The 14,040-nt window shown below is 59.8% G+C and carries 14 protein-coding genes; 4 read left to right on the top strand and 10 right to left on the bottom strand.

The features are described 5' to 3' along the window. Nucleotides 1–87: 87 nt before the first annotated feature. The 4 genes from RAH42_RS02240 to RAH42_RS02225 all read left to right on the top strand — a co-directional run bounded on the left by RAH42_RS02240 (nt 88) and on the right by RAH42_RS02225 (nt 3,701). Nucleotides 88–1,179 carry an aminotransferase class I/II-fold pyridoxal phosphate-dependent enzyme gene (locus RAH42_RS02240; protein ID WP_317539850.1) on the top strand — a complete coding sequence of 364 codons (1,092 nt, stop codon included), beginning with the start codon at nt 88–90 and terminating at the stop codon, nt 1,177–1,179. A gap of 157 nt (nt 1,180–1,336) precedes the next feature. After that, entirely contained in the window at nt 1,337–2,410 is a 1,074-nt protein-coding gene (gene rlmN / locus RAH42_RS02235; protein WP_120372321.1) for a 23S rRNA (adenine(2503)-C(2))-methyltransferase RlmN, read from the top strand. Beyond that, complete coding sequence (locus RAH42_RS02230) at nt 2,411–2,779, top strand: hypothetical protein (RefSeq protein WP_120372322.1); 369 nt, start codon at nt 2,411–2,413, stop codon at nt 2,777–2,779. A gap of 202 nt (nt 2,780–2,981) precedes the next feature. Then, nucleotides 2,982–3,701, top strand: coding sequence for a GntR family transcriptional regulator (locus tag RAH42_RS02225; protein WP_317539849.1), 720 nt, complete (start codon nt 2,982–2,984; stop codon nt 3,699–3,701). Nucleotides 3,702–3,808: 107 nt separating this feature from the next. Here the strand turns inward: RAH42_RS02225 and RAH42_RS02220 are convergent, their stop codons facing one another. The 10 genes from RAH42_RS02220 to RAH42_RS02175 all read right to left on the bottom strand — a co-directional run bounded on the left by RAH42_RS02220 (nt 3,809) and on the right by RAH42_RS02175 (nt 14,003). Continuing rightward, nucleotides 3,809–4,819, bottom strand: a complete 1,011-nt coding sequence (locus tag RAH42_RS02220) for an oligopeptide/dipeptide ABC transporter ATP-binding protein (protein WP_317539848.1) — start codon at nt 4,817–4,819, stop codon at nt 3,809–3,811. 2 nt (nt 4,820–4,821) lie between these two features. Further along, nucleotides 4,822–5,805 (bottom strand): ABC transporter ATP-binding protein, encoded by a 984-nt coding sequence (locus tag RAH42_RS02215; RefSeq protein ID WP_317539847.1) that lies wholly within the window; start codon nt 5,803–5,805, stop codon nt 4,822–4,824. An 18-nt stretch (nt 5,806–5,823) separates the two neighbouring features. Beyond that, nucleotides 5,824–6,735 (bottom strand): ABC transporter permease, encoded by a 912-nt coding sequence (locus tag RAH42_RS02210; RefSeq protein WP_120372325.1) that lies wholly within the window; start codon nt 6,733–6,735, stop codon nt 5,824–5,826. After that, complete coding sequence (locus RAH42_RS02205; RefSeq protein WP_078015734.1) at nt 6,736–7,710, bottom strand: ABC transporter permease; 975 nt, start codon at nt 7,708–7,710, stop codon at nt 6,736–6,738. Between the two features lie 106 nt (nt 7,711–7,816). Further along, the gene (locus tag RAH42_RS02200; RefSeq protein WP_317539846.1) at nt 7,817–9,304 is read right to left on the bottom strand and encodes an ABC transporter substrate-binding protein; all 1,488 of its coding nucleotides are present in this window, start codon (nt 9,302–9,304) and stop codon (nt 7,817–7,819) included. Nucleotides 9,305–9,384: 80 nt separating this feature from the next. Next, entirely contained in the window at nt 9,385–10,056 is a 672-nt protein-coding gene (locus RAH42_RS02195; RefSeq protein WP_078015736.1) for an RraA family protein, read from the bottom strand. Nucleotides 10,057–10,065: 9 nt separating this feature from the next. Then, a complete protein-coding gene (locus RAH42_RS02190; protein ID WP_317539845.1) occupies nt 10,066–10,890 on the bottom strand; it encodes a carbon-nitrogen hydrolase family protein in 825 nt (274 codons plus the stop codon). Nucleotides 10,891–10,917: 27 nt separating this feature from the next. After that, nucleotides 10,918–11,643, bottom strand: a complete 726-nt coding sequence (locus RAH42_RS02185) for a creatininase family protein (protein ID WP_158606281.1) — start codon at nt 11,641–11,643, stop codon at nt 10,918–10,920. Nucleotides 11,644–12,128: 485 nt separating this feature from the next. Then, nucleotides 12,129–12,641, bottom strand: a complete 513-nt coding sequence (locus RAH42_RS02180) for a hypothetical protein (protein ID WP_317539844.1) — start codon at nt 12,639–12,641, stop codon at nt 12,129–12,131. Between the two features lie 72 nt (nt 12,642–12,713). Then, nucleotides 12,714–14,003: an MFS transporter gene (locus tag RAH42_RS02175; RefSeq protein WP_317539843.1), complete on the bottom strand. Its 1,290-nt coding sequence runs from the start codon at nt 14,001–14,003 to the stop codon at nt 12,714–12,716. Between the last annotated feature and the right edge of the window lie 37 nt (nt 14,004–14,040).

The raw sequence follows: 14,040 nt of genomic DNA, 5'->3' as shown, positions 1-14,040 counted from the left end.
GCGGTCACGTATGATCCGGCGGAACGTTTTTGATTTCCGTCGGCGCCGTACTATAATGTGCACATCAACGTTTTTCAGGAGGACGCCATGGAATATCGCATCACCCGCGCCGTCAGAAACCAGCCCCGCGTCAGCTACGCGCTCGGAACGGAAACGCCGCCCTGCGAAGTGGACTGCGGCGAAGGCGTTAACGTCGAACTGGCTTCGCCGGCGGCGCGCCGAGCCTTCGCGGCGCTCGATTTCAACATGTGCGCGCCGTATCCCCACGCCAACGGACTGAAGGAGGCGATCGCCGCCTATTGGAAGGATCATGCCGCGCTGGGAAACGAGAACATCGTCCTCACCGAAGGCTCCGTCAGCAGTCTGTATCTCGTCAACCGGCTGTTTCTGGAACCGGGCGACCGCGTGCTGGGCGGCGCTTCGCTGTTTTTCGAGTACGGCGCCGACGTGCGTCTGCACGGCGGCTTTTTTGAGACGGTGCCGCTGAAAGCGGAGGAGGATTACCGTTTCAGCGCCGCGCGTTTTGCGGCGGCGCTGTCGCCGCGCTTCAAGCTGGCGGCGTTCGACAATCCCAACAATCCGACGGGACAGGCGGTCCCGCCCGCCGCGCTCGAGGAGATCCTCGCCGCGGCGCGGGAGGCGAACGTCTGTGTGCTCGTCGATGAAGCCTACGGCGATTACGTGCCGCGCGGGCGTTCGGCCGTGAGCCTGTTCGACGCGTACGACAACCTGCTCGTCGCCCGTTCCTTCTCCAAGGGATTCGGGCTGGCGGGGCTGCGCGCCGGCTACCTGCTCCTGCCTCCCAAGCTGGCCGCGGCGGCGAACACCCTTTCCAATCCCTATGCCGTGTCGTCGCTCTCGCGCCGCGTGGCCGCCGCCGCGTTGAGCGAACCGGAGTTCCTGGACGAGCTGCGCGCCCGCACCGCCGCCGCGAAAAAAAGCCTGATGCGGCCGTGGCGGCATCTTTCTTTCGCGCATACGACCGACAGCGTGGCGATCTGCATGGTCGTCCACGCCGACTCGAACGTCGACCTGGCGCGCGAGTTCGCCCGCCGCGGCGTGCGTGCCGTCTCCTGCGAAGGCTTTGCGGGGCGCAACGCGGCGCGCCTGCGCGTGCCTATCGGGCCTCGCCTCGAAAAAGTCCTGACGGCCATGGAACGGATCGACGCGGGGCAATAGAGCGAGAGGACGCCCTCGGGCGTCTTTTTCTTTGCGCGCCGAACGGCGGCCTTGTCAGCGGGGAATAAAACTGTTATGCTTTTCGTAATCGAAAGGCCGGGCGGCGCTTTGCCGTTTGGGGAAGCGCCGGCCTTCATGAAAGGAAAAGGGAAAGAAAATGGAAAACGACGAACTGAACGTGACGAACGCGCCCGAAGCCGCGGCGAAGCGCAGCGCTTTCGAGATGACGCTGGCCGACTGGGAGCGTTTCGTGCAGGAAGAGCTGGACATGCCGCGCTACACGGCCGATCAGCTGTGCCAGTGGATCTACAAGAAGAAAGTTTTCAGCTTCGGCGCCATGACCAACCTGTCCAAAGCGCTGCGCGAGCGTCTGCCCGAGCTGCTGGAGATCCGGCTGCCGAAACTGGCCAAGCGGCAGACGGCCGCCGACGGCACGCGCAAGTACTTATGGCGGCTCGACGACGGCGAGTACGTCGAGTCGGTGCTGATGGACCACGGCAACCACTACACGGCTTGCATCTCCTCGCAGGTCGGCTGTCCGCTGCGCTGCGAGTTCTGCGCCACGGGGCAGCAGGGCTTCAGGCGCAACCTCAGCGCCGGCGAGATCGTCTCGCATTTCGCCGCCATGGAGTCCGACGTCGGGCACGATATCAACAACGTCGTCTTCATGGGCATGGGCGAGCCGCTGCTCAATTACGAGAACGTCGTCAAAGCCGTGCGCATGTTCCTCGAGCCGAAGATGCGGGGCTTGAGCGTGCGGCACGTCACCATCTCCACGTCCGGCATCCCCGAGGGCATCCGCCGCCTCGCCGACGAAGGGCTGGACATCTACCTGTGCCTGTCGCTGCACGCGCCCAACAACGAGCTGAGATCGCGCATCATGCCCGTGAACGAGCGCTTCCCGCTCGGCGCCGTGTTCAGCGCGCTCGAATACTGGCAGCAGAAGACCGGCGTGCGCCTCACCATCGAGTACGTCATGCTCAAGAACGTCAACGACACGCCGGACTGCGCTTACGAGCTGGCGACGCTGTTCTCGAACCTGCAGGTCTACGTGAACCTGATCCCCTACAACCCCGTGGCCGGCACGAGATTCGCCCGCCCTTCGGCCAGCCGCATCGCGCCGTTCATGAAGATCCTCAAAGAGCTGAACGTGGAGTGCGAAGTGCGCAAGGAGCATGGGACCGACATCGACGCCGCCTGCGGCCAGCTGCGCGGCAAGACGGTCAGTTAAATGAAGCCCAATCCTCTCGGCCCGTCGGCGAAGGTCATGGCGCTCGCGGCCGCGCTGGCGCTCGTCGTCTGCACCGTCGTCCTCTGGGGCGTCGTCGCCCGCAGCGGCAAAGTGACGCGCGATTCCGCCGAACTGGCGGCGCGGATGCGCCTGATGGCTCCCGAACCACGATGGAATGACCGCCTGAACCGCGCGGCGCTGGAGAAGTCTCTGCGCGCGGCCCGGCCCGATCTGCCCGGAAACGCCCAACTCTGTTTCGTCGCGCCGTGCTGGGCCGTCGTGCACCTTGCCGATTCCTCGCTGTTGCTGCGCTGGCAGCCCGAAGCGGCGGATTTCGGCTGGACCGAACTGGACCGGACGCAGCGCTGAGGGCCGCGCGGGAACCCCGCGAAGCGAGCTGCGCCGTTCGCTTTGTGGATTTTCCTCGCAGCGTCTTGAGTTCGACCCGAATCAATAAAGAAACAGCATGACATTATCACTGAACAGCGACACGTCAGTTGAGGCCCCGACTTATTATTTCAAAAATCGATAATGAGAGGGGAAACTATCGCACACTTCTGGAGACAATGAAATGACTATACCTCTTTATTATCAAATTTATCGCGATTTACAGTACAAGATCTGCGAAGGACTCTATAAGCCGGGGGCAATGCTGCCGACGGAGGCCGATCTCGAGAAAATTTACGGCACCAGCCGCGCCCCGGTACGACAGGCTCTGGGGGCGCTCGAAAACGAAGGGCTCGTTCTCCGCCTCCAAGGCAAGGGGACTTTTGTCACCAAGCAGGTGCGCACGCACCCTTGGTTTACCGCCACAGGCTTTGTGAACGTGTATGAGCAGTATTGGGACCGGCTTTCAACCCAAACGCTGGAGATCTCCCTGAAGGTCCCGCACGATCGGGACATCCAAACCTTCCTGAATTTGGGCAAAAAGGAGCAAACGACTTATTTGATCCGCAGCCAATGTATCGAAGAAACCCCCGTCTTCGTCTTTGAACATTATCTTCCGCAGCGTTTTGACCTCTCCATTTTCAAAGCGGCAGGAGATTTTATCTCCATGAAGGAGATGCTGACCTCTAAATTCAACACCATGATCTGCCGCGTTCACGAGAAACTTGCCGTTCGTATCCCGCCTAAAAAGATCACGGATTATTTGCAGGTCGCTGAACACACGCCGGTTCTAAGAGTTCGTCGTTTCTTCTCCGACAACCAGGGGAAAGCCGTGTGGGTGAGCAATCAATACGTTTTTACTGAAAAATGGGAATACGAGATGGATTCCACGCTTAACTATTGACGCTCGTAATCCGGGCATTCTGCCGGCACGCATAAAGCACGCCTTAAAACTGTTGGGATGGCGCAAACGGTCACGTTTACGCCATCCCAACAGTTATTTACAAAGTTTTACGAAAAGTCCAGCCTTTCCGGTCTAAGCTCCAAACGCTTGTCTAAACTCAGCCGATTGATTTGCCGCGCCCGGTGGCAGGCGACAAAGTGGCGCGGGCGGAGCTCGTCGAGCCTGGGCGTTTCCCGAAAGCAGCGATCCTCGGCATGAGGACAGCGTTTCGCAAAACGACATCCGTCGCCGAGCCCGACAGGCGAGGTGATCTCGCCTTTCAGCAACGAGCGCTCCTTCTTCGCTCCGATCACCGGTATGGGGACGGCGGCCAGCAAGGCCTGCGTGTAGGGATGCAGACGGACGTTGAACATTTCTTCCGAATCGGCAAACTCCACCATGCTGCCCAGATACATGACCATGATATCGTCGGAAACATGGCGGACCACCGACATGTCGTGGGTGATGAACATATAGGTGAGGTTCATGGCTTCCTGAAGATCCTGCATCAGGTTGATGATCTGCGCCTGAATGGACACGTCCAACGCCGACACGGGCTCGTCGCAGACGATGAACTTCGGTTCCAGCGCCAGGGCGCGGGCGACTCCGATGCGCTGCCGGCGTCCGCCGTCGAGCTCGTGGGGATACGAGTTCGCCAGACGGCGCGCCAGGCCGACGGTATCCATCAGTCGGGCGACGTGACGCGCCAGTTCGCGCTCAGTTCCGTGTTTCTTATAGATCAGCAGAGGCTCGGCGATCAGCTGGCCGACGGACATGCGCGGGTTCAACGACGAAAAGGGATCCTGAAAAATCATCTGCATGTCTTCGCGCAGATCTTTGAGCCGATGTTCGTCAACGCGGCTGATGTCCCGCCCTTCAAAGACGATCGTGCCGGATGTCGGTTCCTGCAAATGGATCACGGTACGCCCCAACGTGGATTTGCCGCAGCCCGATTCGCCCACGACGCCGAGAGTCTTGCCCCGTTCGATGGCAAAGGACACGCCGTCCACGGCGTGCAGCAGACCGCGGGGCGTCTCGAAATACTTTCTCAGATCGACGACTTCAAGGATCGCAGACATGGCTACTCCCCTCTGCCCGCAAAGTTCAGGCAACGCACGAAATGGCCGGGGGCGATCTCCACGTTGGAAATGACGCCGTGACGGCAGGATTCCCTCGCCTCCGGACAACGGGCGGCGAATACGCATCCGTCGGGCAGGTTGGCGGGGTCGGGCATCAGACCGGCGATCGGTTTGAGGCGGCGAACTTTTTTGTCGAAGTTGGGGATCGAGCCGAACAGTCCCTGCGTATAGGGATGCGACGTATGGTTGTAGATATGCTCCAGCGTGCCGTACTCCACGATGTTTCCGGCGTAGACAATGCCCACTCGATCGCAGACTTCGGCCACAACGCCAAGATCATGGGTGATCAGCACCAACGACGTGCCGAAACGCTTCTTGAGCGTTTCGATGAGGTGCAGCACCTGTTCCTGGATCGTCACATCCAGCGCCGTCGTCGGCTCGTCGGCCAGCAGCAGCGAAGGATTGCAGGCCAGCGCAATGGCGATGACAATGCGCTGCTGCATGCCGCCGGAAAACTGATGGGGATATTCGTGGCAGCGTCCGCCCTCGATGCCGACCATTTCCATCATTTCCATGGCCTTGCGCAGCGCTTCCTTCCTGGCGATCTTCCGGTGCAGGCCGATGACCTCGGCGATCTGGTCGCCGACGGTCAGTACGGGGTTCAGCGCCGTCATCGGATCCTGAAAGATCATGGAGATCTCGTGACCGCGGATCTTGCGCATCTCCTCTTCGGATTTCTTGCAGAGATCCTCCCCTTTGTAGAGGATAGAGCCGCCGACGATACGCCCGGGAGGATTGGGGACCAAACGCATAATGCCGAGAGCCGTCGTGGTTTTCCCGGCGCCGGTTTCGCCGACCAGGCCGAGAGATTCTCCCTGCGCCAGGGCAAAACTGATGCCGTTGACCGCTTTGACCACCGTTTTATCGACGAAATAATGAATCGTCAGATCTCTGACTTCAAGGAGGTTCTTGTCGTTTTCACTCATCGTGTCGGCCTCCGCTCATCAGGATTTCAAACGGGGATCCAGCGCGTCGCGCAGACCGTCGCCGAACAGGTTGAAGGCGAACACCGTGATCATGATGGCCACTCCGGGGAACGTGATCAGGTTCCAGTGGTCGCGGATGAACTGACGGCCGGTGGAAAGCATGCCGCCCCACTCGGGCGTCGGCGCCGGCACTCCCAAACCGATGAAGCTCAGACCGGAAATGGTCAGAATCGCCGTCGCGATGCCCATGGACACCTGGACGATGATCGGCGCCATGGCGTTCGGCAGCACATATTTCCAGATGATGCGCAGATTTGAGGCCCCCGTGGAACGGGCCGCTTCGATATACTGCTCGCCGCGTACCGTGATCACGGCCGAGCGGGTGACGCGCGCAAAACTCGACATCAGCCCCAGACCGATGGCCAGGATCAGGTTGGGAATGCTGTTCCCCAGCGCGGCCACGATGGAGATGCCCAGCAACAAGTTGGGAACCGCCAGCAGCACGTCGATGCAGCGCATCAGCACGTTGTCAAGCCAACCGCCGTAAAATCCAGCCACACAGCCCACCGCCGTGCCAATGACGCAGGCGATCACGACCGAGCTCAGTCCGATCGTCAGAGACGTGCGGCAGCCCCAGATCACGCGGGTAAAGATATCGCGCCCCAGCTCGTCGGTCCCCATCCAGTGCTCCGCCGACAACGGCAGATAACGCATGCGAAGGTTGGGGCGAGCATAATCGAATCCGCTGATCTGACCGGGAAACAGAGCGCAGACGACGAGGATGACGATGATGACCAGGCCGAGCACGGCGGCTCGATTCTTCAGGAAGCGTCTGCAAATGTCTTTCAGCTGTCCGCGGCTGCTGATGGAGATTTCTTCGAGTCCGGCGAGATCTTCGAACGCCGCTGTTTTGTTCTCGATCCCTGACATCTACGCTCCCCCCTTTGCCGATTTCCTGCCGAGACGCGACCGCCGCGGCTTCAGATATTGCGAACGGATGCGCGGATCCACGTAAGCGTAAAGCACGTCGACGATCAGATTGACGACCGACATGGCCAGAGCGATGAACATGATGCCTCCCTGGACCAGCGGCGCGTTCTTCACCTTGATGGCGCCGATGATCAGGTTCCCCAGGCCGGGGATGGCGAAAACGACCTCGCTGATCGCCGCGCCGCCCAACATCTTGCCGAAGTTGACGCCCACCACCGTCATGACGGGAATGATCGCGTTGCGGAAGGCGTGATGCCAGACGACTTTCACTTCAGACTGTCCTTTGGAACGAGCCGTGCGCACATAATCCTGACGGATGGCCTCCAGCATGCTGGAACGGGTCATGCGCATCACGGCCGCCGCCGAGGAAGTACCGATGGTCAGCGCCGGAAGCACCACATGTTTCCAGCTGCTGAATCCCGACGACGGAAACCACTTCAGAACAACCGAAAAGAGAATGATCAGCAGCAGGCCCTGCCAGAAATTCGGCATGGACACGCCGATCATGGCCAGCACGCGGCAGATATTGTCCCACACAGTATACTGTTTGACCGCCGAAACAATGCCGGTGACAATCCCCAGAGCCACCGCGATCAACGTGCTGAAAAAAGCCAGCTGAAACGTGGTCGGGAAGCGGCTCATGATCTCGGTGACCACAGGCTGCTTCGTCGTGTAGGAAATGCCCAGATCCCCCGTCAGGGCTTTCCTGATATAGTTGAAATACTGGATGATGAATGGATCGTTCAAGCCGTTTTCAGCCCGGAATTTTGCCTTGTCCTCTACGGTCGCCATGTCACCGAGGATGTAATCCTCAGGCTTTCCGGGAGAAAAGTACATCATGCTGAAGACCAGCAGCACGACGCCCAGCATGACCGGAACCATCATCAGGACGCGTTTGCCGATGAATTTGAGCATACGCCGGATTTCCCCTTCCTCGTGAAACACTCATTCTAAAAAGCAGCCGGATCCTTCGGAAGAGTCCGGCTGCCCAATCATGGCGCGTGAAGACGAGACGCGAATGCTATTCTTCGACTTCCCAGTCCTTGACGTTGACGCGGAAGATCGTCGTAGGCATGACGAAGTTTTTGATCTTGTCGCTGACGCCAAAGATCGTGTCGGCTTCGGCAAAGGGAATGGAATAGCGTTTCTCATAGAGATAATCCTGGATCTCGCCGAGCAGGACCTTCCGTTCCTCCCGATCGTACAACGTCTTCAACTTTTTGAGCATGCCGTCGAGTTTCATGTCGTTGGGAGCCAGGCGCGAACCGAACTCTTTCTCGTAAATGATGAGGATATTGGAGATCTCGTTGGCCGTCGCCGTGCGGATCGAGGCCTCCCAAGGCCCCTGCGCCTCGCGGGTCGCCAGGGCGCTCTGTTCGATGCGAGCGTTCACGCCGACGGCTGCCCAGTACGCCTGAACGATCTCGCCCATCCGCTGATACAGCGCCTCGGGCAGAAGGTGCAGCTCGACGTCGAAGCCGTTGGGATAGCCGGCCTCGGCCAGAAGCTGCTTGGCTTTCTCCGGGTTGTATTCCCAGCCGCCCATATCCTTCCAGCCCTCGACGATGGAGGGATATACGCCCGTCATGGCGTGAGCGTGACCGTCGAAGGCCGCGTCGGCCAAAGCGGGAATGTCAACGGCATACGACAGGGCGTGACGGACTTTCTGATTCGACAGAATCGGGTGGTTCATGGCCATCGTGATCAGATAATATTTTTCGGAACGTCCCGATTCGACGTGGCAGCCGTCGATCGCGTTGACGCGGTCGATGTCGGATCCGTTGATGTAGAACGCGAAGTCGGCGGCGCCGGTCTCCAGCTCGATCACGCGGGAAGCGGGCTCGGGGACGAATTTGAGCAGGACATTTTTGGTCTTCGCCGGCGTACCCCAATATTTTTCGTTCCGCTCAAACAGCATGCTGGCGCCGTTGGTCCACTTGACCAACTTATAAGCGCCGGAACCGACGGGCGCTCGGGCATAATCCTTTTCGCCCATCTCCTCCATGGCTTTCTTGCAGCCGATCCAGCAGCGTCCGCTGGCCAGCACGTTGAACACGGGAGCGTAAGGCTGATGCATGGCCAGGACCACTGTGTAGGGATCTTCGGCTTTGGAGTTTTTCTCGTCGTACCAGATCATCGTCGAATAAGAAGTGGAATCGTCCTTGGTGCGCCCCAGGCTGAAGAGGACGTCCTCGGCAGTCAGCGGGTATCCGTTGGAAAACACCACGTCGCGGCGCAGATGCATCCTCAGGTGCGTGCCGTCGATGAACTCCCAGCTCGTCGCCAGACGGGGAATCTCTTTGCCCTCGCGGTCAAGATCCACCAGCGAGTCGTAGATCAGCGTCATGACGATGTTGTTGGAAATGCCGTTGCCGCGCCGCGGGTCCAGCGTGTCCGGCTCCAACTCATTCACCATCGTGATCGTGTCCTTGAAAGCCGCGGGGGCAGACGCAGCGCACAGTCCCGACAGGGACGCGACGCACAGAACCATTGCGAAAAGTTTTTTCATGATTTTTCCTCCTGCCGAACAAATATGATGAGATTCAATCCGCGGCCGCAGGGCCGCTCCCCGCCGCAGAGGCGCAAAGGCTACAGCTTCTTCGTGCCGGAACGAATATCGGCGACAATCTGTTCCATGTTCGCCTCGATAAGAGGATCGACGCTGCGCAGCGGAAATTTTCCATCAGCAAAGTCCTCGCGCATCTTCGCTTCTCGCAGCGCCGCCGCTTCGGCTTTGGCCAAGTACGCTTCGCAGTTATCGGGCGGCATCACGATCACGCCGTCGGCGTCGCCAAAAACGATATCGCCGGGATGCACGACGGCGCCGCCGCAATTGACGGGAATGTCGTACTGCCCCGAGAGCCCCCAGACGTTGGTCGTCGCTGCCGAGATGCCGGCGCAGAACACGGGGAACCCCATACGGTCGATCCAGACCGAATCGGTCGCCGGACCGTCGATGACGATCCCTGCCAGACCGAGAGCCCGGGCGTTGCGCGCCACCATTTCCCCGACACAGGCAAAAACTTCGTCGCCGGCGCGATCGACGACCAGCACAGAGCCTCCGGGAGCCTCCTGAATGGCCTTATACATGGCGCAGGAATCCTTGCCGAGGATGCGCGCCGTGTAAGCGGGGCCGACCATTTTCATCGAACGGCTGACCGGTTTGATGCGCGGCATCATGAAGCTGACGCCGGGAAAATGTCCGTAAGTCGCCGGATCGGTGCCCATAAAACGCTTTACCAGTTCGGGCGTCCATTCCATGGCAGGCGCCTACTTCCTGACCGTGTCATACACGTCGGCACGGCGATTTTTCAACGACGGCAGATGCGCGCGCACCTTGTCGAGATACTCGAGGTCGATCTCGCCGACGGCGAAGCCGGCGCCTTCGGAGGCGCGGGCGACAACCGTTCCCCACGGGTCGATGATCATGCTGCCGCCGAAGGAATCGGACGTTCCGTGTTTTTTGCCGTACTGCCCGGCCGCCACCACGTAACAGGTGTTCTCGATAGCGCGGGCGCGCAGGAGCGCTTCCCAGTGATCCTTTCCCGTCGCCATGCGGAAGTTGGCCGGCGCGAACAGGATCTGAGCGCCATGCAGGGCCAGATAACGGTACAGCTCGGGAAAACGGATATCGTAGCAGATCGACAGCCCGAGACAGCCCATTTCCGTGCCCACCGTCACCATCTCCCGGCCGGGCTTGATGCGGGCCGATTCCTCAGCCACGCTGCCATCGGGGAGCGTGATGTCGAACGTGTGAAGCTTACGGTATTTGGCAACCATTTCTCCCCGGGGATTCAACACGGCGGTCGTGTTGAACTTGCGGTCGCCCTCCGGGTTCACTTCGGCGATGCTGCCGCAATGGATCCAGAGATTATGCCGGCGGGCTTTTTCGGCCATCAGGGAAATCGTCCGCCCTTCGGGAACAAGTTCAGGCGCCTCCTGCCCCTCGTCGATCACATTGAAAACTTCCGGGAAAGAGACAAACTTCGCGCCTTTGGACGCCGCCTCGTCGATAAAGTCACAGGCAGCCTTCAGATTGGCGTCTTTATTGTCGCGCGTATCCATTTGAATCACGGCCATCAGGTATTTTCTCATCTGTTTCGCAATCTCCTTTGTGCTGCTTTAACGCCATTGCTTGAGGAACTCGACCACACGTTCCACTGTTTTGCCGACGATCTGTTCGCCTTTCTCCGCGCTGGCCGGCGTGGGATCCCCTACGTGGGCCTCGGGATACGTTTCCACAAAGGGAACAAACTGAGGAATATCGGGATATTCGTTGGCGGCAAGCCCCACGTCCTTCAAGCGCTCGGTCTTGACCAGGTCGGGGCGCAGATACATAAACGTGGAGGTGCCGGCCTCAGCGGCATGAGCATGGGCGGGACGGCCGTCATACTTGAGAATGCCCCTGCAAATGGGCTGGATGATCCGCCACCAGTCGATCAGACAGCACTTCACGTTCCTGGTACGGCGCAGGTGCGTGGCGATCTCGGTAATAACGGACACGTTGCCCAGATGCGGGGCAACAAAGCAGAAACGGTTCACTCCCGTTTCCACAAGGCTCTCGACAATGTCATAAAGATAATTGCGCAGCGATTCGGGACGAACCGTAATAGTACCGCCTTCAGGCGCAAAAAGACTTTCCGAATAGCCGACGGGAACCGAAGGGCCGACGACCCAGCCAATCTTTTCGGAAATACGATTGGCGATCTCTTCGGCCACCAGCGTATCGGCACCGACGGGGAGATGAGGCCCCCAGACCTCGAACGCGCCAACCGGAAGAATTATCGCGCGAGTTTTGGCAACCTCGGCACGGTAATCGACAAAGTTCATCTCTTTCATCAACAGCATCTGACAGCCTCCATATCGCACTACAAAAACTCTGAATTTGACCATGGATCTCCGTGAATTGCATATGATTATAACATCATAATCACATGGCCGCAAGTTTTTCATCAGCTCTATTGACTGTGAAACGCCCCTTTGGGCACGGTATAACGTGCATAAAGCTGAATGTGCCCTTCTGCTCCCTTTTTATAGAGCTTCTGATCCAACTGCACAGAGGTTTATTACCTACTCCGATTTCTCTTGTACCTTCGCCTATGCCTTGCTCGCTGCCGAGACACTCTCGAATGATCTCGACCGTTCCTCTTACGGATATTCTTTGCTTGTGTGCCATAACAATGCTCCCCCTATGATTACAGTGTTTTTCTCTTTTCACTGTCTCTCATAGAGGGAGCATATCAACTGAAGCCTCAGGGATTTTTCATAGGCCGTGTTCCACGTGGAACATGGCGGTCGGCACGTCTTTCTCGCGCGGCGGGCTCCCGGAAATATCAGAACTCCGTCAGCACCAGCGAACCGTCCTCGCCGCTCACGTTGACGGCGAAGTTCCGCGTCGCGCCGTCCTCGCCGACGTAAGAGAAGCCGTTGTTGGGCAGGTCGCCGAAAAACGTCGTCACGACCGCCAGAGGATGTTCCGGCGCGAGCTGGTCGAGCCGATACAATTCCTTGACCGCGAACGAGACTTTTCCGTTTTCGTCCACGCTCTCAAACGCCAACGCCAGCACCTTGAAGTCTTTTACGGCGCGATCGGCCGAAAAGAGGATCTTGGCCTGCGGTTCCGAACTGCCGGCGACAAACTCGCCGCAGACGGAGATCCCGGCCGGGACGTCTTTCGCCCACTGCGCGCGCACGAGCGGTTCGGCGCGGTTCGCGGCCGGCGCATTTTCCCCCGCCGGCTTGTACTCCGAAAACGGGGGCAAATCCCGTGAAGCCGCGTTCGCCGTCGCGGCCAGCATAGCGCAGAGCGCCGACAATCCCAAAAACGACAACAACGTGCGCTTCATGTTTTTTCCTCCAGCTTTTTCGAATATCGTTTCTTCGCAGCCGCGCGAATCCGCCGGCTGAGTTCAAGCACATTATAGCACGGCGTCCGCGCTCTCCGGGGATTGCCTGCCGGTTCCGGCGCGTTTACGCGGCGGTTTTTCCTTCGCCGCCCCGCTCCGGCCGCGCCGTACGCCAAAAAGCGCGGCCGCGCCCAGTTCGGCCGACATGGAGAAGATCGCCATGCCCGCCGGAGAGCGGTCGTACAGACAGCCCATCAGCCAGCCGCCCGCGAACAGGCAGACGCCGAACGCCGTCTGGAACGAACCGTAGCCCGAGCTGCGGCGCTCCTTGGGAACCAACGTCGCCACCGCCGCCTTGAGGATCGATTCCTGTGCCCCCATGCCGGCGCCCCACAGCGCCGCGCCGACGTACAGCGCCACGCCACCCGGCAGCAGGAAAATCAACGCGCTGAAAGGCGCCGTCAGCAGCGCCGACAGCGCCAGCGCCTTCATGCCCCGGCGGTCGTAAAGCCAGCCGAAAGCAAGCGCCGCCGCCGCGTCGACGCCCATCGCCGCGGCGTAAAGCAGCGGCAATGCGCCCGGCGACATCAAGCCGCGCCGCGAGACGTGCATGGAGATCATCGCGAAATCCATGAAGCCCAGCGCGAATAAACTGATTCCGGCGATATAAAGCGTGAATTTCTTTCCGGAAGCAAAATTTCCGACGGCAGCTTTTTTCGTATCCGGTTCGAAATTCTCCGGCTGCGGAAAGAGCCGGCGCGCCGCCAGCAGCAGCCCCATCGTGACCAACGCCGGCACGGCCAGCAGCGCGAAACAGCGGCGGTAATCGGTAAGGCTGTCGCCGGAACCTTTGAAGTACATCACGGCGAACAGCGCCACAGGCCCCAAAAACGCCCCCAGCTGGTCGAGAAACTCCTGCAGCGCGAAGCTCCGCCCCACGCCGTTCTGCGCGGCGGCAAAGGACAGCAGCGTGTCCTTGGCGGGCTTCTTGACGGCCTTGCCGGCGCGTTCCACGACGATCAGCGCCGCCGCCCAGAGCCAGCCGTTTTCGGGGACCAGCGCCAGCGCCGGCACGGCGAGAAGATCCACGGCGTAGCCGACGATCGTCAGCAGCCAATATCTCTTCGTGCGGTCGGCCAGACGTCCCGTCGCGCAGCGCAGCGAATACCCGACCAGTTCGCCGAAGCCGGAAACGAACCCCACGACCGCCGCCGACGCTCCCGTCAGGCTCAGATAAGCGCCGAGAATGCTCTTGCCGCCCTCGTGCGTCATGTCCGAAAAGAGGCTGACGACGCCCATCAGCACGATGAACGACAGCGCGGCGCGCTTCAGATCCTTGTTTTCATCGACTCCCTCATTCACGAAGACTCACGGCTTTCGAGAAAAATTTTTTACGCGT

Source organism: Pyramidobacter sp. YE332 (assembly GCF_033060595.1).
In the GTDB taxonomy this organism is placed as follows: domain Bacteria; phylum Synergistota; class Synergistia; order Synergistales; family Dethiosulfovibrionaceae; genus Pyramidobacter.
The sequence above is the reverse complement of the archived record's forward strand: the minus strand, read 5'-3'. Positions and strand labels throughout refer to the sequence as shown.